The organism is Amycolatopsis albidoflavus (assembly GCF_039525725.1).
Lineage (GTDB): Bacteria > Actinomycetota > Actinomycetes > Mycobacteriales > Pseudonocardiaceae > Amycolatopsis > Amycolatopsis albidoflava.
Window position 1 is genome coordinate 37,879 of sequence record NZ_BAAAHV010000011.1, and the last position, 25,447, is coordinate 63,325.

Genomic DNA, 25,447 nt, shown 5'->3' on the forward strand with positions numbered 1-25,447 from the left:
GAAATGTGGCATCGGGGGTGGAGTTGTCACATTTGTGCCTCGGTCGAGGGAACGGGGCGCGGGCGGGTGGCGGGTTTCGGACTGGCCGTGGGGGTTGGTCGGTGCCTTTCTTGCCCGGTGGTGCGGGTGCTTTGGTGGAGCCGGGATGTCCGTGATGGTTGGCGTGAGCGCGTCGAGCGCCTTCCGAGCAGGGGTGCGGGTGTTTCGGCGGAGTTGGGGGATGTCCGTGATGGTCGGGCGAGGAGCTGGGTCGGATGTGGATTCGTCGCGCGGTTCCTGTGCGGTAGCGGGGCGTGCGGCCGGATCGTTGCGAGGCGGCCGAGTTGGTGCTTTGTAGTTCTGGGTGAGTGAGCGTGGGTTGGTTGTGAGGGCGTCGCGTTCGCGGTTCGGTTGAGAGCGATTCAGGAGGCGCGTTGCTTGGTCAGTGGTGCGTAGCGGATCGCTGGTTGGTGGTTGCGGTGCGAGGCCGTGCCGGTGCGAGCGGGCGTGGGTCGGTTGTGCCGGCTTCACATTCGCGGTTCGGCTGCGGGGGCCAGCAGGCGCATTCCCTGTTCGGTGGTCCGATAGAGGACTGTGCGACCGGACCGTCGCCCGGTGATCAGGCCGGAGTCGCGCAGGACTCGGAGGTGTTGCGAAACCGCGCTCGGCGAGATGTGCAGGGCTTCGGCGAGGTCGGTCGTCGTGGCGGGGGAGCGGAGTGTCTCCAGCAGTGCGGCACGGCGTCGGCCCAGCAAGCGGACCGCCGGATTGGCGGGAGGGCGTTCGGCGGCTGTCCACAATGCACCGCTGCCTCGGGCCGGGTAGCGGATCGTGGTCTGGGTGGTGGTGTGCAGTTTGATCATCACCCACGGCGGACCGAGCACGACGGGGGAGAGCACCAGCCCGCCGGACGGGCGGCCGGGCGAGGGGCGGTGGTCGCCGTCGAGGGTGAGCTGGCTGTTGGACCAGTTCAGCTCGGTGTGCAGGTCGGCGAAAAGGTGGCCCGCGCCGCCGTCAGCCCATTGTTTGGCTCGGTAGGCGATATCGGCGTCGAGGACGGCGCGCAGGCGGGGCCAGTGCGGTGCGATCAGGCGGTCATGTGCCTGGCGGAGTTCGGCGGCGATCGCGCGGAGCCCGGCCGCGGGATCGGCGGCGAGCGCCCGGGCGGGGGCGGGCAGACGGTCGCCGAACACGCCGTGCAGACTGCGCCGGACCTGACTCGCGGTGGTCTGGCGCATCGCGGCCAGCGCCTCGTCGATCGTGCTCGCCGCGCGGGCCGGGGCGGGCAGCAGGAACTGCGGCCAGCTGGTCCGCCCGGTGACGAGCAACGGCCAGGTCCAGGCCAGGTCGAGCGGCCGGGCGCCGAGTTCGTTCGCGGCCCAGCGGGTCCACCGCCCGTGGCGAGTCCGGCCCCAGCAGCCGGCCAGGGTCTGCAACCCGGAGACGGTCTCGGACAACGGCGAGACGGCGAGCCTGGTGGCGGCCAGGTCGTCGGTGCTGAGGTCGAGGGTCAGCGGCACGTCGCGATTATGCGGCACTCGGTGGTTGGCGGGGTGGGATCGGCGGGTTTGCCGACTCGGCGGGCGGGCTGTGTGGGGACGGTCGCGGCTCGATCGGTACCGGGTCGGACGGGGCGGGCTAGCCTAGCTCGAACGTGGTTGTCGGGTGGGATCGGCGGGTTTGCCGACTCGGCGGGTGGGCTGTGCGGGGACGGTCGCGGCTTGATCGGTGCCGGGTGGGAAGGGGCGGGCTGGCCGAGCTCGGAGGTGGTTGTCGGTCCGGGCGGGTGCGACTCGCGGCGGATGTCCGGCCGGAAGCGGCGGGCGTGGCCGGGCGGTCTTGCTGGTTCTTGTCAGCCTGAGCGGTTGTGGGGCTCTCTGGTTCTTGGGTGGGCAGGAGTGAGTTCGGCTCAAATCGGTGTGGGGCTTGCTGGTCCTCGTCTGTTTGGGTGGTTGCGGTGCCCGTGGTTGTTCGGCGGGATGCGGTGGGTTTGGCCGAGTTCGGTGGCGGTCTTGTTGGTTGTCGCCTCTTTGGGCGGGGTGCGACCTAGGTCGTTGTCCAGCCGGAAGCAAAGGGTTTGGTCGAGCTCGGTGTTGGGCTGGGCGGGTGCGACTCTCAATGGTCGTCCAGCTGGAAGCGGAGGGCTTGGCTGAACTCTGCGGCGGGCTTGCCGGTCTGGGTGGCGGCCTGTGGCAGTCGTCCAAAGGGTTGCCGGGCCAGAGGGAGCGTCGAGGGCTTTCTGGCCGTCACCGATCCAGCAGGTGTTCCGGGTGCGGCGAAGTCCCGCCGAACTTCGCCGCGCCCGAGCGACATTTATGCGGTACTCGTGCGGTGCTCAGGCACCAGCGGGCGGCCCGAACCAGCGGGTCAGGTGGGTGTTCAGGTCCTGTTGGTCCTCGCCGATCCAGGCGACGTATCCGTCCGGGCGCAGGAGGACGGCCGGGGCGTCCAGGGGTGCGGCGGGGTCCGCGGTGAGGTCGATTCGGTCGGCCCAGCCTTCGGCGTTCAGTCGTTCGGTGCGGTCCAGCAGCAGGCCTCGGCCCTGGTGGAGGCGGTCGTAGAGGCGGCCCTGTTTCAGGTCGAGGTCGGGGAGGCGACGGCCCAGCAGGTCGGGGCCTTCGCCGAAGTCGTAGCGGAGGTCGATCGCGGTGATTTTCCCGATCAGGCGGCGGTTGACCTCGTCGAAGTCCATCAGCTCGGCGAGCAGCTTGCGCACGGCCCGCGGTCCCGCGTCGGCGGAGGACAGTTCCATTTGGGCGCGGGTGTTGTCGAGGACGTCCGCGGCGACCGGATGGCGTTCGGTCTCGTAGGTGTCCAGCAGGGTCGCCGGGGCCCAGCCTCGGACTTGCGCGGCGAGCTTCCAGCCGAGGTTGAACGCGTCTTGGACGCCCAGGTTGAGGCCCTGCCCGCCGGTGGGCGGGTGGATGTGCGCGGCGTCGCCGGCGAGCAGCACCCGGTCGACTCGGTATCGCTCGGCCAGGCGGGTGGCGTCGCCGAAGCGGGACAGCCAGCGTGGGGAGTGCACGCCGAAGTCGGTTCCGGCGATGGCGTGCAGTTGGTGTTTGAAGTCCTCGAGAACGGGCGGTTCAGAGCTGAGGCCCGCCGCCGGGATCACCACGCGGTAGACGCCCTCGCCTACTGGGCTCAGCATGAAGCGCTTGTCGGTCTCGCGGATCTCGGCCACCTTGGCGGTGATCTCCTCCTGCGGCGCGGTCGCGGGCATCTCGCCCATCAGGGTCTCGGTCCGCGAGGGTTCGCCGGGGAAGCCGACGCCGAGCAGTTTGCGCACGGTGCTGCGCGCACCGTCGCAGCCGACTAGGTACTTCGATCGCAGACGTTCGCCGTCGGTCAGTTCGACGGTCACTCCGTCCTCGTCCTGTTCGAAGGCGGCGACTGCGCGGCCGTGCCGGACTTCCGCGCCCAGTTCGATCGCGCGGTCTTCGAGCAGACGGACGACGACTGGCTGCGGTATGCCGAGCAGGTACGCGGAATCGAGGTCCTGGGGCGCGGGTTTGGGGATGCCGGCGAAGATGCCGCCGACCGGACGCTGCCGTCCGCGTTCGAGGACCCGCTCCAGCAGGCCGCGCATCGCCAGTTGTTCGAGGCTGCGGATGTGCAGGCTCACGATGCGGGCCAGCGGGAGCGGCTCGGTTTCCTTCTCCAGGACCAGGACGCGCACGCCGTGCAGCCGGAGCTCGGCGGCGAGCGTCGCGCCGGTCGGGCCGCAGCCGGAGATGATGACGTCGATCATGAACCACCTGTTCGTTCGCTTCGTTGAGGGGCAGCGAGGTTGAGTGCTGGGTGTTCGGTAGTGGCGGCGGGGTTGAGTGCCGGGTGTCCGGTAGTGGAGGCGGGGTTGAGTGTCGGGCGTTCGGTAGTGGCGGGGCGGTTGAGTGTCGGGTGTTCGGCGGTGGCAGCGCGGTTGACTGCCGGGTGTCCGGACGCGTAGCGGAGGCGTGACAGAGACCGGAAGCGCGCCGCTGGCGTGCATCCAGACATGGTGTGCCGGGCCGTTGCCGGACCAGCCGCTGTCGGCTCAGCTGGGTGGCGCGCAGCTGTGTGGTGCTCGGCCGCGGCGCGCTCGACCGCCTGTCCGGCTGCGGTGCGTTCAGCCGTCGCGCGTCCACGTCGGCGGGCGGACGCGCTGGGCTGATTCGGGATTCGCGCAGGACTTGGCATCGGCGGGTCAGTCTGCGGCGCCCAGGAACCCGCGGCAAGCGAAATACGACGACGGCACACCACGAAACTTTCGATGTAGCCCCAGCCTACATGATGGCGAACACATGTTCGAGTCCGGAACCATCGCCCACATGAAGGAATCCGAACCCCGAACCAAACTCCCCGCCGCGTACTGGCGGTTGTGGTGGGCCTCGGCGGTGGACAACGCGGGCGACGGAATCTTCGCGGCCGCCGTTCCGCTGCTGACCGTCACGATCACGCGCGACCCGGTGCTGGTCTCGGTCGTCTCAGCGGCGACCTACCTGCCCTGGCTCCTGCTCTCCCTTCCCGCGGGCGCGCTCGTCGACCGGCGCGAGCGGGTCGGCCTGTTGTGGCGGTCGCAAGCCGCGCAGGCGGCGATCGTCGCGGTGGGCGCGGCGATGATCTGGCTTGGGCGGATCGACATCGCGGGCTTGGCGGTCATGGGGTTCGCGCTGAGCGCGTGCGAGGTCGTGTTCTCCAACGCGTCGCTCGCGGTGTTGCCGGACCTGGTGTCCGAGGCGCAGCTGCATCGGGCGAACGGCAGTCAGTACGCGATCGCCAATGCCGGGCAGTTGTTCGTCGGGCCGCCGATCGGCAGTCTGCTGTTCGCGGTCGCGGCGGCGTTGCCGTTCGGCGTGGACGCGGCGTCGTTCGCGGTGTCCGCCGTGTTGCTGGCGACGCTCCCGCGGCGCCGGGTGCCGCAGGTCGCGCAGCCGCCGATTCGGGTCGCGGCGGCCGAGGGGGTGCGCTGGCTCGGGCGGCACCGGTTGTTGCGCACGCTGGCGGGACTGCTGGCGGTGAACACGTTCTGCTACCAGCTCGGCAATGTGACGGTCGTGCTGCTCGCGACGCAGATCCTGCACGTCGGCGAGCGCGGTTACGGCGTGCTGCTCGCGGGGGCCGCGGTCGGGAGTGTGGCGGGCGGGATGGTCAATGCACGGCTTGTGGCGAAAATCGGGGCGCTGCAAGCGTTATTGACGGCGTTGGCCAGCAACGTGGTGATCTTCGGGCTGATCGGGATCAGCCCGAACGCGGTCGTTCTCGGGGTCCTGCTGGGGATCAACGGATTCGCCACGACGCTCTGGAGCGTGGTCACGGTCAGCCTGCGGCAGCAGGCAGTGCCGACGGAACTGCGCGGGCGGGTGCACAGTGTCTACCGGATGCTGGGCTGGGGATTGATGCCGCTGGGATCGCTGGCCGGCGGGCTGGTCGCGGACGTGGCCGGCATCCGGGCGGCGTATCCGGTGGCGGGCGCGGTGCGGGGGATCGCGTTGGCCGCGGCGTTGCCGGTGCTTCTCTCGGCGATGCGGGCGGGGAAGACGTCCGGCTGAACGGGCGGGTGGGAGAGGGCGGCGGAAATGTCCTGAGTGGACGTATTCCGGAACCGCACAGGTCGCTGGTCAATGATCGGGAAACCGACTGCATGGATTCCTTTACCGTCCTTATTGGAATAGTCTGCTTATTGGCAGGCTGCCGACAACTGGCATTTACGCCGCGGCGGCAAGAAGGCGGTTCCGCTGTTCGGCTATTGGTCGGGGAGAAGCTGCAACGTTTCGGTCGGCGGCGGCGACTGTGCGGGCGGAGGTGCTTGTGACGGAATCGGCGGAGCCACTGCGTACTCGAGCGGGACTGGAACAGCGGAAGAGCGGGTTGCCCGGCGGTAAGCGCTACTGCCGCGGCGCGCCATTCGCGCGGCGGACCGGGATCGGGGAATTCCGCTTGGCGGGCAGCTGCCGGAATCTTCCGGTGATCGGGTGAGGTTTAGCGGGCGGATTCTCGGATTCCCTGAGATCGACTTGTCCCGCTACCTGTTCGGGAACGTTATCGGCGAAGGCGGCCGGTGATCTTTTCCCGTAGTGGGGCCGAAGGCGCGCCCGCGGCCGTGCTGTTGCTGCGGTCGGGGTAACGGCGACGGCTGTTGGCACCACTTCTTTGGTGGTGATCGCCGTTCCGGCGGCGCGGGGAAACGCGGGTTTACGCTGGTCGGCGCAACCGGAATCGCTGCGGTGCGCGGGACGGAGATCCGCCGAATGCGAAGGCTGATCTTCCGCTTATCTGTGTTCGCCCCGAGGTGTGAGTCCGTTGTTCATATTTTAGAATGCTCTCGGCAATGTGTGACGCAGGGTGCGAGCCGGTGTTTGCGGGGGTCCTTCGTTTGGCGGTTGCTGGAGCGCAACCGATCTAGGCAGGGTATGGATTCCGGCGCGGGTCTGTGCTTCGTGGCGTCCGCGCTTGCTGGGGCTAGTGCCGCACGGGCAGGGGGCAATTCCCCGGGCGGCTCCTGCGAGTATTCGAAAGGGCATGGTCATGCACTCCCGGAAAGAAAGATTCGACCCCCCGAGACAGCGGCCGGCGCCCGGCGCTGGCAATGCCGAGCGGCTGGCCGCGGTGCTCGCGCGGCTGGCCGTGCGGCATCGGGTGCCGGGAGCGCAGGTCGCGGTCTGGTCCGGCGGCGAGACCGCAATGGTCCAGACCGGTGTCGAGAGCCGCGGGCGGCCGATGCGGGAGAGCTCGCGCGTGCCGATCGGCTCGATCACCAAGGTGGCGACCGCGACGCTGGCGATGGTGCTCGTCTCCGACGGGGATCTCGAGCTGGACCAGCCGGTCGGCGAGATCCTCGGCGACCCCGGGCTGCCCGCTTCGCTGACCCTGCGGGGGCTGCTGAGCCACACCAGCGGGCTTCCTTCCGATCCGGCCGACGCCGCCGGGAACTGCCGGAGAGAGGTGCGGTCCGCGGAGTTCGTCTGCGAGCCGGGGACCGCGTTCTCCTATTCCAATCTCGGCTACGCCCTGGTCGGCCAGCTGATCGAGGACGTCACCGGGATGGGCTGGCGCCAGGCGGTCGAGTCGATCCTGTTGCGGCCCTTGGACATCGAGCCGGTCTACGTCGACAGCCCGGGCGTCGCGACCGGGCACGCGCGCGACGGCGAGCGCCCGCTCGCGCAGGTGCTGCCGCCGATGCTGGACCCGGCGGGCGCGCTCGCGCTGAGCGCCCGCGACCTCGTCGCGCTCGGCCGGGTCCACCTCGGCAAACCGGGGCTGCTCGACGTCGTGACCGCGAGCGACCTGCACCGGCCGGTGCCGGGCGCGGAACCGTTCGGCCTCGCGGACGGCTGGGGCCTGGGGCTGGCTTGTTTCGGGGACGAGGAATCCCGCTGGCTCGGACACGACGGGACGGCCGACGGCACCTCGTGCCACCTGCGGATCGACCAGGCAGGCGCCTGCGTGCTCGCGCTGACCGCCAACGGGGCCGGGGGCACCGACCTCTGGCACGACCTGGTCGGCGAACTGCCGGAATTCGGCCTCCCGCCGCACCGCGTCCAGGTCGCGGAATCCTGCCCGATTCCCATGCCGGAAGGCGATTTCGGCAGTTTCCGCAACGGTGCCATCGGGTACACGGTCCGGCCGGACGGCCTCGGCGGCGCGTGTCTCGACGTGGACGGCGACGTCTTCCCCGAACTGACCCGGTACGCCGACGGCACGTTCACCGTCCGCGATCCGGCGACCGGCCGCGCCACCCCCTGCGGCCGGTTCCGCGGCGAACCCGGCGCGGCGGCCGCCGTCGAAATCGGCGGCCGGCTCGCGCGGAGGTGCTGAGCGGCCCGCAGAACTCCTCGTCCCCACCCGCGCCACGCGGGATCCCTTGGTGTGCCCGGAAGGTAGCGAGAAACGATGACCGCCCAAGACATCCCGGCCGAAACGGACGCGACCGCCGGTCTGCCGGAGCTGTTCGCCGCACAGGCGCGGTCGGCACCGGACGCCGTCGCCGTGGACGGTGCGGCCCGGCTGACCTACGCCGAACTGGCCGACGAGGCGGGGCGGCTCGCTGCGTACCTGCTGCGGCTCGGGCTGCGCGCGGAGGACCGGGTCGGGGTGCTGGCGGAGCGGTCGGCCGGGCTGATCGTCGCGGAGCTGGCCGTGGTGACCGCGGGCGGTGCGTACGTGCCGCTCGATCGGCGAGCGCCGGACAGCCGGTTGCGGACGCTGCTGGTCGAAGCCGGGGTCACCGTGCTGCTGACCGACGACCCGGTACGGGCCGCGGAAATCCACAGTGGACAGATAGCGATGCTGGGGCGGCCGCTGCCGGAAGCTAATTTCCCTTCGGTGACAGTGCATCCGGACAACCTGGCGTATTTGATGCACACGTCCGGATCGACCGGCAAGCCGAAGGGGGTCGCGGTCCGGCATCGCGACGTCGCTGCGCTCGCGGCTGACCGGCGGTTCGCGGGGGACGCGCATCGGCGGGTGCTGTTGCATTCTCCGGCCGCCTTCGACGCCTCGACCTACGAAATGTGGGTGCCGTTGCTCACCGGAGGCACCGTGGTGGTCGCACCGCCCGGAGACCTCGACGTCGAGAGCCTCCGCGAAGTTCTTTCCCGGCACGACATCGGCGCGGTCTGGCTGACCGCGGGTCTCTTCCGGGTCGTCGCGCAGGAAGCGCCGGACTGTTTCCAGGGCGTGCGAGAGGTCTGGACCGGTGGCGACGTCGTCCCGGCCGGCGCGGTGCGACGAGTGCTGCGCGCCTGCCCCGGCGTCACCGTCGTCGACGGGTACGGCCCGACCGAGACCACCACTTTCGCGACGGCTCACGCGGCCCAGTCGGCGAACGTGACGGCGATGCCGATCGGCCGCCCGCTCGACGACGTCCGCGCGTACGTGCTGGACGACGCGCTGAATCCGGTCGCTCTCGGCGAACCCGGCGAGCTGCACCTGGGCGGTGCCGGGCTCGCGCGCGGGTACTGGGCGCGTCCCGGGGCGACGGCGGAGAAGTTCATCGCCGATCCCCTCGTGCCCGGCGAGCGGATGTACCGCACCGGCGACGTGGTCCGCTGGAACGACGAGGGCGAGCTGGAATTCCTCGGCCGCACCGACGACCAGGTCAAGATCCGCGGTTTCCGCGTGGAACTCGGCGAAATCGAGACCGTGCTCGCCGCGGACGACACTGTCGCGGAGGCTGTGGTCGTCGCGCGGGCGGACGGGCCGGGCACGAAGCGTCTGGTCGCGTACGTCGTGCTGGTGCCGGGCGCGCCGCGAAAGGACCTGAAAGCCGTTGTCGCGGCGGTATTGCCGGACTATCAGGTGCCTTCGGCGATTGTCGTACTGGACGCGCTTCCGTTGAGCGCCAACGGAAAGGTCGACCGAAAAGCGCTTCCCGCGCCGTCGGCGGAACCGGCAGACGCCGGGGCTGAACCGAGGACGGACATCGAACGCGCGGTCGCCGAGATCCTCGCCGAAGTGCTGGGCCTGGACCGGATTGGCGTCGACGACGATTTTTTCGCCCTGGGTGGTGATTCGATTCTGGCGGTGCAGGCGTTGTCCCGCTTGCGCCGAACGTTCGGCGCGGATCTCTCCGCACGGGCGCTGTTCGACGCGCCGAGTGTGGAAAAACTCGCACTGCTGCTGGAAAACGGCTCGCGAGCCGAGCAGGCGATCCCGGTCGCGTCGCCGACTGAGCTGCTTCCGCTGTCCCCGGCGCAGCGGCGACTGTGGTTCCTCGACGAAATGACCGGCGGCAGCACCGAATACAACACCGGCGTCGGGATCCGGCTGTCCGGCTCGCTTGATCTCGAAGCTCTGCGCACCGCGTTGGCCGCACTGTGCGCACGGCACGAATCGCTGCGCACGACGTTCGATTCCGTTGCCGGACAAGGGATGCAGCGGATCGCGCCGACCGGGGAAATCCTGTTGAGGATGGCGGATACCGCCCCGGACGACGACGTCCTGAAGGCCGAATTGAGTGAGCCGTTCGACCTGCGGACCGGCCCGTTGACCCGAGCCGTGCTGTTCCCGCTCGCCGCGGACGAGCACCTGCTTCTCCTGTGCCAGCACCACATCGTCACCGACGGCCGGTCGATCGCCGTGCTCACCGACGAACTTCTCGACCTGTACGGCGGCAAGTCCCTGCCTCCGCTGCCGCTCGGCTACCAGGACTACACCCGGTGGCGTCTGGCGTCCGAACGTCTCGACCAGCTCGGCTACTGGCGCGAGACGCTCGACGGTCTCGAACCGCTCGCGCTCCCGACCGACCGCCCCCGGCCCCCGCAGCGCACCACGGCAGGCGCGGTGCACCGGCACGACCTGCCCGCTGACCTGGTCCGCCGGGTCGCCGAAGCAGGCCGGACGCAGGGCGCGACCCTGTTCATGACCCTCACCGCGGCTGTCCAAACGGTCCTGGCTGCGTACAGCGGCCAGCGCGACATCGCGGTCGGCACAGCGGTGTCCGGCCGCGACCGGGCCGAACTGGAGCCGCTGACCGGATTCTTCGTCAACACGCTCGTACTGCGGTCCTCAGTGGACGGTGCGCAGCCGTTCGACCGCTTCCTGGCGGAGTTCCGCGAGACCGCGCTGGCCGCGTTCGCGCACGGCGACGTCCCGTTCGACCGCGTGGTGGAGGAGATCCAGCCGGAACGCGACCCGTCGCGGACGCCGTTGGTGCAGGCCGTCGTCGTCCTGCAACGCCCGCTGGTGTCGGAACGAACGGTCGCCGGGCTGCAGGTCAGCGAGTGCACGCTGCCCCGGCCTTCGGCGCGGTTCGACCTGGTCGTGGAGTTCTGGCCGCGCCCTGACGGCCTGCGCGTCACCGTCGAGTACGCCACCGCGCTCTTCGACGCCGCCACCATCGAACGTCTCGCGCAGAGCCTGGAAGTGCTGCTCACCGGGATCGCCGCCGACCCGTCGCGGCCGGTGGGCGACCTCCCGCTGCTCACCGCCGAGGACCGGCGGTTCCTGCTTCCACGCCAGCTGGAGAGCACACCGGCCGAGACGGTGCCGGAGCTGTTCGACCGACGCGCCGAGCAAAGTCCAGACGCCACAGCGGTGGTGTGCGGCGACACCAGCCTGACCTACGCAGAGCTGCGGGCGAAGGCGAACCATCTCGCGCAGCACCTGATCCGGCGCGGCATCAGGCCGGAGGAGCGGGTCGGCGTGCTGCTGGACCGCTCGGCCGACCTCGTCGTGGCCGTGCTGGCGATCCTCAAGGCAGGCGCGGCCTACCTGCCCTTGGACCTGCGCGCCCCCGCCGATCGCCTGCGCCGCGTCCTCGACGGAGTGTCGCTGGTACTCACCGACGACACCTGGCACGACACCGCTGTCACTGTCCACAGAGGAACGTCGCTGGTCGTGAAGGACTCCTTGAGGGAATCTGATTCCCTCGAGGAGCCCTTCACGGACCTCAGCCCGGACAACCTGGCCTACGTTGAGTACACGTCCGGGTCCAGTGGTGTCCCGAAGGGCGTGGCTGTGCGGCACGCGGACGTCACCGCACTCGCGACCGACCCGCGCTTCTCCGGCCACGAGCGGGTCCTGCTGCATTCCCCGCTCGCCTTCGATGCCTCCACCTACGAGCTGTGGGTGCCGCTGCTCAACGGCGGCACGGTGGTCGTCGCGCCGCCGGGCGATCTGGATGCCGAGGTGATCCAACGGCTGAAGATCACCGCCCTCTGGCTGACTGCAGGCCTCTTCCGGCTCTTCGCCGAGGAGACGCCCGAATGCTTCGCCGGATTGCGCGAGGTATGGACCGGCGGCGACGTCGTCCCTCCGGCCGCCGCGCAACGGGTCCTCGACAGCTGCCCCGGGATCGCCGTCGTGGACGGTTACGGCCCGACCGAGACCACCACCTTCGCCACCTCGTTCCGGATCACGGACGAGGTCCCCGATGTCATCCCGATCGGCACGCCACTGCGGGACGTCCGGATCCACGTGGTCGACGACCGGTTCCGCCTGCTGCCGCGCGGCGCGGCCGGCGAGGTCTGCGTCGCCGGGGCCGGGCTCGCGCGCGGCTACTTCGACCAGCCGGGCCTGACCGCGGACCGGTTCGTCGCCGACCCGTTCGGCAACCCCGGGGACCGGATGTACCGGACCGGCGACCTCGGCCGGTGGCGCACCGACGGGACCCTCGAATTCCTCGGCCGCGTGGACGACCAGGTCAAGATCCGCGGCTTCCGCGTCGAACCGGCCGAGATCGAACGCGCGCTGGCCGCCGAGGACGAGGTGGCACAGGCGTTCGTGACCACACGGACCACCGGCGGACGCAAGCAGCTGATCGGCTACGTGGTCCCGGCAACCGTGGACACCGAGGCGCTCCGCCGCGCCGTCGCCCGGACGCTGCCGGACTACCTGGTGCCGTCGGTGCTCGTCCCGCTGACCGAACTGCCGCTGACCGCCAACGGCAAGGTCGACCGCCGCGCGCTGCCGGAGCCGCAGACCTCCAGCGAGCGGACGGTCGCCCCGCGCACCGAACGGGAGGCGGTGCTCGCCGGGATCTGGGCCGACGTGCTCGGCCTCGACCGCGTCGGCGTGGACGACAACTTCTTCGCCCTCGGCGGCGATTCCATCCTGAGCATCCAGGTGAGCGCCCGGGCCCGGCAGGCGGGACTCAGCGTGACCACCGCCGACCTGTTCCGCCACCAGACCATCGCTGCGCTCGCCCCGACGGTCGGCGAGGCCGCGGCGATCCCGCAGCGCGGCCCGGAGAGCGGCGACGTCGTCCTCACCCCGATCCAGCATTGGTACTTCGGGCTGGCCACGGACCGCTTCGACCAGACGATCGCCGTCGAACTCCCCGCCGACGTCGACCTGACCGCGCTGATCTCCGCGCTGGCCGCGTTGTCCGAGCGGCACGACGCGCTGCGGATGCGGTTCAGCCACGACCGCGACGCTTGGCATCAGCACAACACCGCGGTCGGCGAGGGGCACACACTGCTGCGGTGGTCGCTGTCCGGCGAGCCGCGGACGCTGCACCTGGCCGCGCACCACCTCGTGGTCGACGGCGTGTCGTGGCGGTTGCTGCTCGAAGACCTCGACCGCGCCTACCAGCAGGCCGTGCGCGGCGAACAGATCGACCTCGGACCCCGGACGACTTCCTTCCGCGAGTGGGCGAGAAAGCTAGCCGAACACGCGGAGGCGGGCGGCTTCGACGACGAACTCGCGCACTGGTGGGAACTGCCCGCGCCGACGCCGCTGCCGGTCGACGGCACGGCGGAGAACACCTTCGGCCAAGCCCGCGTCGTCACGGCCCGGCTCACCGCGGACGAGACGCACGCGGTGCTGCGCGAGGTCCCGAAGGCGTACCGGACGCAGGTCAACGACGTGCTGCTGGCCGCGCTGGGCCGGGTGCTGGGGGACTGGACCGGGAACCCGCCGGTCGTCGACCTCGAAGGGCACGGCCGCGAGGAGCTGTTCGACGGCGTCGACCTGTCGCGGACGGTCGGCTGGTTCACCAGCATGTTCCCGGTCGCGCTGGACGTCCCGGACGGCTGGGGCGCGGCGCTGAAAGCGGTCAAGGAGCAGCTGCGCGCGGTCCCGCGACGGGGGATCGGCTACGGCGCGCTGCGGTATCTGGCCGGTTCGGCGCCGGTGATCGAACCGCAGGTGAGCTTCAACTATCTCGGCCAGTTCGACGTGCCCGGCGACCTGACCCTGCACCGAGAACTCGCGCTGGACGTCGCGCCGGACGCCGTTCGCCCGCACCTGCTGGAGGTGGTCGGCCGGGTCGAGGGCGGCGAGCTGGAGCTGGCCTGGCATTACGCCGAGGGCGTCCACGATAAGTCCACTGTGGACCGGCTGGCCACGGCGATGGCCGAGGCTCTGCGCGAGATCGTCCGGCACTGCGCGGAGCCGGGAGCTGGCGGCCGGACGCCATCGGACTTCCCGTTGGCTGGGCTCGACCAGTCCACAGTGGATGATCTGGTCGGCGATGGCCGCGACGTCGAGGACATCTACCCGCTGACGCCGATGCAGGCCGGGATGGTGTTCCACGACCTGGCGCAACCCGATGACCGCGTCTACTTCGAACAGGTTTCGTTCACTGTGGACGATGTCCCGGATCCGCGGCGGCTCGGCGAGGCCTGGCGGCGGGTTGTCGAGCGGACTCCGATCCTGCGCAGCCGCGTCGTGTGGGACGGCGTGCCCCAGCCGCTGCAAATCGTGCACCGCCAGGTCGACCTTCCGGTGTCCTATCTGGACTGGTCCACTGTGGACGTCGAGAAAGCACTGGCAAATCAGCTGGAGCAAGACCTCGCCGAAGGATTCGACCTCGCCAAGGCCCCGCTCGCACGGTTGGTCATCGCACGAGAATCAGCCACGAAGGTGCGCGTGCTCTGGACCTTCCACCACGTCCTTCTCGACGGCTGGAGCGTCTTCGGCATCCTCTCCGACGTCGTCGCCCTGCTGCGCGGCGAAGAACCGCCCGCCCGGCCGCCGTTCCGCGACTACGCCGCCTGGCTCGCCGCCCAGGACGAGGAGCGAGCCGAGGAACACTGGCGAACCGAACTCGCCGGAGCGATGCCGACTCCGCTGCCCCTCGAACGTCCTGCGGTCCGCACGCACACGTCGAGTTCGACCGGCCGGATCCCGGTGGAGCTGGACGACGAGACGTCAACAGCCGTCTACGCCTTCGCGCGGCGGCACCGGCTCACGGTCAACACCGTCGTCCAGGGTGCCTGGGCCGCGCTGCTGGCGCGCTACAGCGGCGAAACCGAGGTGTGCTTCGGCGCGACGGTGTCCGGCCGTCCGGCGGAATTGCCTCGCGCGGACGACATTCCCGGCATCTTCATCAACACCCTTCCGGTGCGCGTCCGGCTCGACGGGACGCGCGGAGTCGCGGAGTGGCTGCGCGATCTTCAAGCGGCACAAGCGGAATCCCGCCGGTTCGGGCACGTCGGCCTGACCAAGCTGCAGGCGTGGAGCGGCGGCGGAAGCCTGTTCGACAGCATCGTCGTCTTCGAGAACTATCCGATCGACGAGGTGTCGCAGCTGCGCGACGTCCGCGCGGCCGAGCGGACCAGCTACCCGCTGGGCGTCGTCGCCTACCCCGGACGCCGGCTGTCGATGATCCTCACGCACGACCCCGCGAGGATCGGCGACACCGCGGCGGCAAGACTCGCGGAGCACCTCGAAGCGCTGGTCCGGGGCATGATCGCGGCCCCGCACAAGCCGGTGTCCCGAGTGCCGATGCTGTCCGAGGCCGAGGTCCAGCAGCTGCTCGCCGAGCGGAACGAGACCGCCCGTCCGCTCCCGGCCGAGACGGTGCCCGAGCTGTTCGAGGCCCAGGTCCGCCGCACTCCGGACGCCGTCGCGCTGGTGACGGACGAGGAGCAGATCACCTACCGCGAACTCGACGTCCGCGCGAACCGGCTGGCCCATCGGCTCCTCGCGGCAGGCGTGCGGGCGGAGGACCGGGTCGCCGTGCTGATGAACCGCTCGCCGGAACTCGTCGTCGCGGAACTCGCGATCGTCAAAGCCGGCGGCGCTTACCTGCCGCTTGACCTGCGCGCCCCGACCGAGCGGCTGCGGCTGCTCCTCGACGAGGCCGACGTGACGGTGTTGATCGCCGACGCGACCTGGCTGGCCACCGCCGAGGAGGTCCACACCGGCACCATCATCACCGGCGAAAGCAGCGCCTCGGACACGCCGCCTGCCGTCCGCGTCGATCCCGAACAGCTCGCCTACGTCATCTACACCTCCGGTTCCACCGGCCGTCCGAAAGGCGTCTCTGCACGGCATTGCGACGTCGTGGCACTCACCATCGACCAGCGGTTCGCCCGGCACGACCGGATTCTGCTGCACTCGCAACAGGCCTTCGACGCCGCGACCTACGAGCTGTGGGTGCCGCTGCTGAACGGCGGCACTGTTGTGCTGGCCCCGCCCGGGGACGTGGACGTCGAGACGCTCGGCCGCTCGCTCACCACGCACGGCGTGACCGGCGCGTTCCTCACCACCGGGCTGTTCCGGCTGGTCGCGCAGGAATCGCCGGAGGTCTTCGCGGGCGTGCGGGAGGTCTGGACCGGCGGCGACGCCGTCCCCGCGGCAGCGCTGCGCCGCGTCCAGGCCGCCTGCCCGGACACCCTGGTCGCCGACGTCTACGGCCCGACCGAGACCACCACGTTCGCGACCGTGCACCCGCTGCCCGGCGAGGTGCCGGACGTCGTCCCGATCGGCGGACCGCTCGACCACACCCGCGTGTACGTCCTCGACGACGACCTCCGGCTCGCCCCGCCCGGCGCGCCCGGCGAACTCCACATCGCCGGCGCGGGCCTGGCGCGCGGTTACCTCGGCCGGTCCGGGCTGACCGCCGAGCGGTTCGTCGCGGATCCGTTCGGGCCGCCGGGGGAGCGGATGTACCGCACCGGCGACCTGGTGCGCTGGAACGACGACGGTGCGCTGGAATTCGTCGGCCGGGCCGACGAGCAGGTCAAGATCCGCGGGTTCCGTGTCGAGCCGAGCGAGATCGAGGCGGCGCTCGGCGAGCATCCCGGCGTCGAACAGGCTGCCGTGCTGGCCCGCGAGGACGGCGGTGTGAAGCGTCTGGTCGCCTATGTCGTCGGTGAAACCGGTGACCTGGCGGAATTTCTCGGAAAGACGTTGCCGGACTACATGGTGCCTGCCGCGTTCGTCCGGCTGGAGCGGTTCCCGGTGAACGTCAACGGGAAGCTCGACCGGCAGGCGTTGCCGACGCCCGAGTTCGGCGCGCGGGACCACGTCGCGCCGCGGACCGAGCGCGAACGCGCGATCGCCGAGATCTGGGCCGATGTGCTCAGCGTCGAACGCGTCGGCGCGACGGACGACTTCTTCGAGCTGGGCGGCGATTCGATCCTCAGCATGCAGGTGGTTTCGCGCGCTCGCCGAGCCGGACTGGAACTGCAGCCCGGGGACCTGTTCGCGCACCGCACCCCGGCCGCGCTCGCCACGGCGGCCCGCACCGCGACGGCGGCGATCGAACGCGGCCCGGTCCACGGTCCGGTGCCGCTTACCCCGATCCAGCGCTGGTTCTTCGCGACGCAAACGGCTGAGCCGGACCACTTCCACCAGTACGTCCGGCTCGGCACCGTCGATCCGGACGCGGCGCGCGCGGCCGTGGAGGCGCTGCTGACGCACCACGACGCGCTCCGGATGCGCTTCGCCCGCGGCGAAACCCACTGGCTGCAGGAGAACGGCCCGGTCGGCGCCGAGACACCGCTGGTCAGCTTCGACCAGGATCGGCTGTCCGTGCACCATCTCGTAGTCGACGGCGTCTCCTGGCGCGTGCTCATCGAGGACTTCGAGCGCGCGTACAACCAGGTGCTGGAGGGCAAACCGATCGATCTCGGCCCCCGCACGACGTCCTTCCGCGACTGGGCGATCCGGCTCGCCGAGCACGCCGCCGCGGGCGGATTCGACGACGAACTCGGCTACTGGCGAGGCGTGTCCGGCCGGACCACGGTGCCGGTCGACGGCCGAGGCGACGCGACCAACGCTTCGATGCGTTCGGTGACCGCCCGGCTGTCCGCGGCGGAGACCGGAGCGCTGCTGCGGGACGTCCCGAAGGCCTATCGCACGCAGGTCAACGACGTGCTGCTGACCGCACTCGGCCGCGTCCTGCGCGACTGGACCGGCGGGACCCCCGTGGTCGATTTGGAAGGCCACGGCCGCGAGGAACTGTTCGGCGACGTCGACCTGTCCCGGACAGTCGGCTGGTTCACCACGGTCTTCCCGGTGGCGCTGGACGTCCCGGACGACTGGGGTCCCGCGCTCAAGTCCGTCAAGGAACAGCTGCGCGCGGTGCCGCGCCGCGGGATCGGCTACGGCGCGCTGCGGTACCTGACCGGTGCCGCGCCGGAGATCGACCCGCAGGTGAGTTTCAACTACCTCGGCCAGTTCGGCTCCGGCCGGCTGGAGTCCGATGAGAGCCCGCGCTCGGCTCGGGCGCACCTGCTGGACGTCGTCGGCCGCGTCGAGGCCGGCGAGCTGGAATTGACCTGGTACTACGCCGAAGGCGTCCACGAACGGTCCACTATGGACACCCTAGCCGCAGCGATGACCACCGCGCTGCGCGAGATCATCCGGCACTGCGCGGAGCCGGGGGCGGGCGGCCGGACGCCGTCGGACTACCCGCTGGCGGCGCTCAGTCAGTCCACTGTGGACGACCTGGTCGGCGACGGCCGCGAGGTCGAGGACGTCTACCCGCTGACGCCGATGCAGTCCGGGATGGTGTTCCACGCGCTGTCCCAGCCCGGCGAGCGCGTTTACTTCCAGCAGGTTGGCTTCGTGCTCGACGGCGTCCGGAACGAAACTGACGTGGCCGCGCTGGAACGGGCGTGGCAGCAGGTGGTCGACCGGACGCCGGTGCTGCGGACGCGGATCGCGTGGGAGGGCGTGCCCGAGCCGGTCCAGGTCGTGCAGCGGCAGGTCCCGATCCCGATCGCGCGGCACGACTGGCGCGGCCGGACCCCGGACGAACGCGACCAGGCGTGGCGGGAACTCCTCGCCGCCGACCGGGCACAAGGGCTCGACTTCACCGCAATGCCGTTGCTGCGGCTGGCTTTCGCTCGATTGTCGGACACCGAAGTGCGTGTGCTGTGGACGTTCCATCACGTCCTGCTCGACGGCTGGAGCGTCTTCGGTGTGCTGTCGGACGTCTTCGCCGCGTACTCCCGCGCCGAGCTTCCCGAACGACCGCCGTTCCGCGACTACGTGGCCTGGCTGGACCGGCAGGACGACGCCGCGGCCGAGGAGCACTGGCGGCGGGAACTCGGCAGTCTCGTGGCCCCGGCCCGGCTGCCCTACGACCGCGCGCCCGCGCAGGCGCACACCTCCCGGTCTTCGGAATGGCTGCGCGTGCCGGTCGAAAACTCCGCCCGGCTAAGGGACTTCGCTCGCGGCGCCGGTCTCACGCTCAATACCGTTCTGCAGGGCGCGTGGGCGCTGGTGCTGGCCCGGCTCAGCGGTGAGCGCGACGTCTGCTTCGGGACCACGGTTTCCGGCCGTCCGGTCGACCTGCCCGGCGCGGACGACATCACCGGCATCTTCATCAACACCCTGCCCGTGCGGGTCACCGTGGCCGGGGCCGACGTGACCGAGTGGCTCGCCCAGTTGCAGGCCGCTCAGGTCGAATCCCGCCGCTACGGTCACCTTCCGCTGACGAAGCTGCAGGCGTGGAGTGGTTGCGGAGGAAGCCTTTTCGACAGCATCGTGGTGTTCGAGAACTACCCGATCGACAACGCGTCAACGCGCGGACTGAAGCTGCGCGACGTTGACGCCGCCGAGACGACGAACTATCCGATCAGCGTCGTTGCGTCACCGGGGGAGCAGCTGACCCTGGACGTCGGCTACGACCCTGATCTTTTCGACGAGGAGACCGCCGAGCGGATCACCAGGCAGCTCACCTCTGTCCTCGAGGCCTTCGGCACGCATCAGTCGCTGGAGGACATCGACCTGCTCACGACGGCCGAGCGGCAGCGGGTGCTCCGCGACTGGAACGACACCAGCCAGCCGCTTCCGGAAGGCGACCTGATCGAACTGTTCGCCGAGCAGGTCCGGCTGGCACCGGATGCGGTCGCGGTGGCGGGCGACGGGATCCGCCTGACCTACGCGGAGCTGGACCGGCGATCCGACCGGCTCGCCCGCTACCTGGTGTCGCTCGGCGCTCAGCCGGAAACGCTCGTCGGCGTGCTGATGGACCGTTCGCCGGGGCTGATCATCGCCGAACTCGCGATCGTCAAGGCCAGTGCGGCCTACCTGCCGCTGGACACCCGCGCCCCCGAGCCCCGGCTTAAGACCCTCCTGTCCGGCGTCAAGATCCTGGTCACTGACGACGCGTGGCGCGAGACCGCGAGCAAGGTCCACAGTGGACCCGTCGTGGTGCCCGGCGACCAGACCGCGGCCGTGCAGCTCCCGAAGGCAGACCCGGCCAACCTGGCGTACGTCATGTACACCTCGGGTTCGACCGGGAAGCCGAAGGGCGTCGCACCCAGCCGCCGCGACATCGTGGCGCTGGCAGCGGACCGGCGTTTCGCGGCGCACCACCGGATCCTGCTGCACGCGTCCCAGGCCTTCGACGCCTCGACGTACGAGCTGTGGGTGCCGCTGCTGGGCGGCGGCACGGTCGTCGTCGCCCCGCCTGGAGACCTCGATCTGGAGACCATCGGCCGCCTGTTCGCCGAGCACCGGGTCAACGCCGCCTTCCTCACTACCGGCCTGTTCCGGCTCGCGGCGCGCGAAGCACCGGAGATCTTCCGCGGGCTGCAAGAGGTCTGGACCGGCGGCGACGCCGTCCCGTCGGCCGCCGTGCGACGGGTGCGGGAAGCCTGCCCGGACACGACCGTCGTGGACGTCTACGGCCCGACCGAGACGACGACTTTCGCGCTGTCGCACCCGGTGCTCGGCCCGGTGCCCGACGTCGTGCCGATCGGGAAGCCGCTGGACAACACGCGGGCCTACGTCCTCGGTCCGGACCTGCGGCCGGTGCCGCCGGGTGCGCTGGGCGAACTGCACCTCGCCGGCGCGGGCCTGGCACGCGGGTACCACGGCGCTCCCGGCCTGACCGCCGAGCGGTTCCTGCCCGACCCGTTCGGGCCGCCGGGGGAGCGGATGTACCGCACCGGCGACCTCGTGCGCTGGACCGCGCAGGGCGAACTGGACTTCGCCGGGCGCGTGGACGAGCAGGTCAAGATCCGCGGATTCCGGATCGAACCCGGCGAGGTCGAGGCCGCGCTGGCCGCGCATCCCGGGATCTCCCAGGCCGCCGTGCTGGCGCGCGAGGACCACGGCGTCAAGCGGCTCGTCGCCTACTACACCGGCGACGCGGACGAGCTGCCCGCGTTCCTCGGGCAGACCTTGCCGGACTACATGGTCCCGGCCGCGTTCGTCCGGCTCGACCGATTGCCGTTGACCGGCAACGGAAAACTCGACCGGAACGCGCTCCCCGCCCCGGACTTCGCCGCGAGCGGCACCCGGACGGCCCCGGCGACGGAAGCCGAACGGGTCCTCGCCGGGATCTGGTCCGAGGTGCTCGGCGTCGAGGACGTCGAGGACATCGGGGCCGAGACGAACTTCTTCGAACTCGGCGGCGATTCGATCCTCAGCATCCAGGTCGTGTCCCGGGCCCGCCGGGCCGGGCTGATCCTGTTGCCGCACGAGGTGTTCCGGCATCCGACGCTGGCCGCCTTGGCCGCGCACGCGGGCGGCGACCACGGGCCGAAAGCCGAGCAGGGCCCGGTCGTCGGCGAAGCGCCGCTCACACCGATCCAGCGGTGGTACTTCGAGACCCAGCCGGAGCGGTTCGACCAGCGGGTGGTGCTGGAGTTCGCCGAGGGCGTCGACGAGCCGGCGTTGCGACGGGCCTTGAAGACGGTCTGGGCGCACCACGACGCCCTGCGCCTGCGGTTCGATCAAACTCAGCACAGTCAAACTCAGCACAGCGACCCCGCCGGACCGGTGGAACTGCTCGTCGGCGAGCCCGCGTTCGATGTGCGGCGCGGTCCGCTGCTGAACGCGGTCCTCGACGGGCGACGGCTCCTGCTGGCCGCGCACCACCTGGTCATCGACGGCGTCTCGTGGCGGATTCTCTTGGAGGACTTGGAAACCGCCTACCGCGGCGAGGATCTCGAACCGAAGACGACGTCGTTCCTCGCCTGGTCCCGGCGGCTCGCCGACCACGCCGAGGCAGGCGGTTTCGACGACGAACTCGCCCACTGGCAGTCCCTCCCGCCGGTGGCCCCGGGCGACCCGGGCGTCATCGCCGACACCCGCGAGGTCACCGTCCGCCTCACCGCCGAGGAAACCCGCGCGCTGCTGCAGGACGTCCCCGAGGTCTACCGGACGCAGGTCAACGACGTGCTGCTGGCCGCATTGGGCCGCGTCCTGCGGGACTGGACCGGCGAAGTCCCGGTGATCGACCTCGAAGGCCACGGCCGCGAGGACCTGTTCGAGGGCATCGATCTGTCCCGGACAGTCGGCTGGTTCACCAGCATGTTCCCAGTCGCGCTGGACGTCCCGGACGAGTGGGGTCCTGCGCTGAAGGCGGTCAAGGAACAGCTGCGCGCGATTCCGCGGCGGGGCATCGGTTACGGCGCACTGCGCTACCTGACCGGCGCAGCGCCGGCGATCGACCCGCAGGTGAGTTTCAACTACCTCGGCCAGTTCAGCAGCGCAGAAGGCGGGCTGTTCCGCGTCGGCAGCCTGGACGCCGACGTCGACCCGGACGCGCCCCGGACGCACGTGCTCGACGTCGTCGGCCGAGTCGAAGCGGGTGTGCTGGAACTGACCTGGTCCCACGCCACCGTCGGCGACACCGTCGAATCTTTGGCCGAGCAGATGCTGACGGCGTTGCGGGAGATCATCGCGCACTGCGCCGAGCCCGAAGCAGGCGGACGCACCCCGTCCGACTTCCCGCTGGCCGCGCTCGACCAGCCGACTGTGGACCAGCTGGTCGAGGGCCGGAACGTCGAGGACATCTACCCGCTGACGCCGATGCAGGGCGGGATGGTCTTCCACGGCCTGTCGCAGACCGCGCAGGGCATGTACTTCGAGCAAGCGACCTTCGTGCTCGAAGGCGTCACCGACCCGCAGCGGCTCGGCGCGGCGTGGCAGCAGGTCGTCGACCGCACACCGGTGCTGCGCACGTCGTTCGTCTGGACCGGCGTGGACGATCCGGTCCAGGTCGTGCACCGCGACGCCGCGCTGCCGGTCCAGCACCTCGACTGGACCGACCTCGACGGGCACGAGACGGAGCTGGCAAGGCTGCTCGCCGAAGACCGCGCGCAGGGCCTCGACCTGGCCGTCGCGCCGCTGGCCCGCGTCGCCCTCGCCCGGCTGTCGGACACGGAAGTCCTGGTGCTGTGGACGTTCCACCACGTCCTGCTCGACGGCTGGAGCGTCTTCCAGATCCTCTCGGACGTCTGCACCGCCTACGCCGGGCAGCCGCTGCCGTCCCGGCCCCCGTTCCGCGACTACCTCGCCTGGCTGGGCGAGCACGACCAGACCGCCGCCGAACAGTTCTGGCGCACCGCGCTCGCCGGGGTCGAAGGCCCGACGCAGCTGCCGAGCGACCGGACCCCGCCGTCCGGCCACGCCCCGTGCTCGGCCGAATGGCTGCCCGTCCACCTGGACCGGGCCGCCACCGCCCGGCTGGACGCGTTCGTCAAACGCCACGGCCTCACCCACAACGTCGTGCTGCAGGGAGCGTGGGCGTTGCTGCTGTCGGTCTACAGTGGACAGAACGACGTCGTGTTCGGTGCGACAGCTTCCGGTCGCCCGGCCGAAGTGCCTGGAGTGGACGACATTCCCGGCATCTTCATCAACACGCTGCCGGTGCGGGTCGCCGTGGACCGGGGCATTCCCGTCGCGGAGTGGCTCTCCGAACTGCAAGCGGCCCAAGCCGAAGCGCGCGGACACGGACACGTGCCGCTCGCGCGGGTCCAGGGCTGGGCAGGACTGCCGGGCGGCGTGAACCTGTGCGAAAGCCTGGTGGTGTTCGAGAACTACCCGATCACCGACGCCGCGGCCGGACACGGCCTGACCGTGCGCGACCTGTCCGCCCGGGAGACGACGAACTTCCCGGTGACCGTCGTGGCTTCGCCGGGTGCGGAGCTGTCGGTGGACGTCGGCTACGACCCAGCGCTGTTCGACCCCGCGACGGTGACGGATCTGGCCGCCCGGCTGCTGGAAATCCTCAGCGGCCTGACCGCCGACGGCGACCGCACGCTCGGCGAAGTCCCGGTCATCACCGCGGCGGAGATCCAGCTCCTCGCGGAACGGGCCGACACCTGCGGCGAACCGGAACCCCGGTCGCTGCCCGACTTGTTCGCCGACCAGGTCCGCGTCCGGCCGAACGCCCTCGCCGCCGTGCTCGGCGGCGAACCGGTCACCTACGCCGAGCTGAACCGGCGGGCCAACCGGCTCGCGAACCGGCTCGCCGGGCTCGGGCTGCGGCCGGAGGAACCGGTCGGGCTCGCGGTGGACCACGCGGCCGCGGTGGTCGCCGAGCTGGCGGTGGTCAAGGCGGGCGGCGCGTATCTGCCGATCGACGCGCGGGCGCCGATAGAGCGCCAGCGGGTGCTGCTCGACGGCGTCCGGTTCATCGTCGCGGCGGAGGAACATCCGCTCGCCCAGACGGTTCTGCTGTCCTCTGTGGACGACGAGCCGGACAGTGATCCGGACCTCGCCGTCGACCCGGATCAGGCGGCCTGCGTGATGTTCACGTCCGGCTCCTCCGGGGTGCCGAAGGGCGTGGTGGTGCGCCACCGCGACGTCGCCGCGCTGGCCGCCGACCGCCGGTTCCGCTGCGGGGCGCACGAACGGGTCCTGCTGCACTCGCCGCTCGCGTTCGACGCCGCGACCTACGAGCTGTGGGTGCCGCTGCTCACCGGCGGCTGGGTCGTCACCAGCCCGGACCCGGGCCTTGACGCCCCGCTGCTGCGCGGCCTCGTCCGCGAGCACGGCCTGACCGCGGTGTGGGTCACCGCCGGGCTGTTCCGGATCCTGGCCCAGGAGACGCCGGAATGCTTCACCGGCCTGCGCGAGGTCTGGACCGGCGGCGACGTCGTCCCGGCCGAGGCGGTGCGGCGGGTGCTGGCGGCGTGTCCGGGGCTGCGGATCGTCGACGGCTACGGCCCGACCGAGACGACGGTGTTCGCCACCGCCTATCCGATGGACGCGCCGCCGCCGGACCGGATCCCGATCGGCCGCCCGCTGGACGGCACCCGCGCCCGGGTGCTCGACGCGGACCTCCGTCCGGTGCCGCCGGGCGTGCCCGGCGAGCTGTGCCTGGCCGGCGCGGGCCTCGCCCGGGGCTACCGCGACCGGCCGGGCCTGACCGCGGACCGGTTCGTCGCCGACCCGGACGGCCCGCCGGGGGAGCGGATGTACCGCACCGGCGACCTCGTCAGCTGGCGGCCCGACGGCACGCTGGAATTCCTCGGCCGCCGCGACGACCAGGTCAAACTGCGCGGGTTCCGGGTCGAACCGGGCGAAGTCGAGGCCGTGCTGGCGAAGCATCCGGACGTCGCGCAGGCCGCGGTGCTCGTCCGCGAGGACCAGCCCGGCGCGAAGCAATTGGTCGCCTATGTCGTCGGGGCGGCCGGAGAACACGTGCTCAGGGAGTTCCTGGCCCGGTCCCTGCCGGACTACCTGGTGCCGTCGGTGTTCGTCGCGCTCGACCGGCTTCCGGTGAGCGCCAACGGAAAACTCGACCGACGCGCACTGCCCGCACCGCGGGCGGCGGAGACCGGACACGTCGAACCGAGGACGGAGACCGAGCGCACGCTCGCCGGGATCTGGGCCGAGGTGCTCGGCGCGGACCGGGTCGGCACGCAGGACAGTTTCTTCGCCCTCGGCGGCGATTCGCTGCGCAGCCTGCACATCTCCGCCAAAGCGAGCGCGCTCTTCGACGTCCGGCTCACCCCGGCCGACGTGCTGGCCGCGCGCACCGTCGCGGCGCTGGCCGAAACCGTCGAAGACCTCGTGCTCAGCGAGCTGGAACGCCTTGCCGCAGAACTGGAATCGTGAGGACTCC

The 25,447-nt window shown here is 70.9% G+C and carries 5 protein-coding genes; 3 read left to right on the forward strand and 2 right to left on the reverse strand.

The window, feature by feature from the left end; genetic code table 11:
• Positions 1 to 506: 506 nt before the first annotated feature.
• Together ABD156_RS15060 and ABD156_RS15065 are read right to left on the reverse strand one after the other, a co-directional pair.
• Positions 507 to 1,499, reverse strand: a complete 993-nt coding sequence (locus tag ABD156_RS15060; protein WP_344272571.1) for an ArsR/SmtB family transcription factor — start codon at positions 1,497 to 1,499, stop codon at positions 507 to 509.
• Between the two features lie 815 nt (positions 1,500 to 2,314).
• The gene (locus ABD156_RS15065) at positions 2,315 to 3,730 is read right to left on the reverse strand and encodes an FAD-dependent monooxygenase (RefSeq protein WP_344272574.1); all 1,416 of its coding nucleotides are present in this window, start codon (positions 3,728 to 3,730) and stop codon (positions 2,315 to 2,317) included.
• 559 nt (positions 3,731 to 4,289) lie between these two features.
• Here ABD156_RS15065 and ABD156_RS15070 point away from each other — a divergent pair.
• The 3 genes from ABD156_RS15070 (at position 4,290) to ABD156_RS15080 (ending at position 25,440) form a co-directional block, all read left to right on the forward strand.
• Positions 4,290 to 5,510, forward strand: a complete 1,221-nt coding sequence (locus tag ABD156_RS15070; RefSeq protein WP_344272577.1) for an MFS transporter — start codon at positions 4,290 to 4,292, stop codon at positions 5,508 to 5,510.
• Between the two features lie 976 nt (positions 5,511 to 6,486).
• Complete coding sequence (locus tag ABD156_RS15075) at positions 6,487 to 7,776, forward strand: serine hydrolase domain-containing protein (protein ID WP_344272580.1); 1,290 nt, start codon at positions 6,487 to 6,489, stop codon at positions 7,774 to 7,776.
• A 75-nt stretch (positions 7,777 to 7,851) separates the two neighbouring features.
• Positions 7,852 to 25,440 (forward strand): non-ribosomal peptide synthetase, encoded by a 17,589-nt coding sequence (locus ABD156_RS15080; RefSeq protein ID WP_344272583.1) that lies wholly within the window; start codon positions 7,852 to 7,854, stop codon positions 25,438 to 25,440.
• The last annotated feature ends 7 nt before the right edge of the window (positions 25,441 to 25,447 follow it).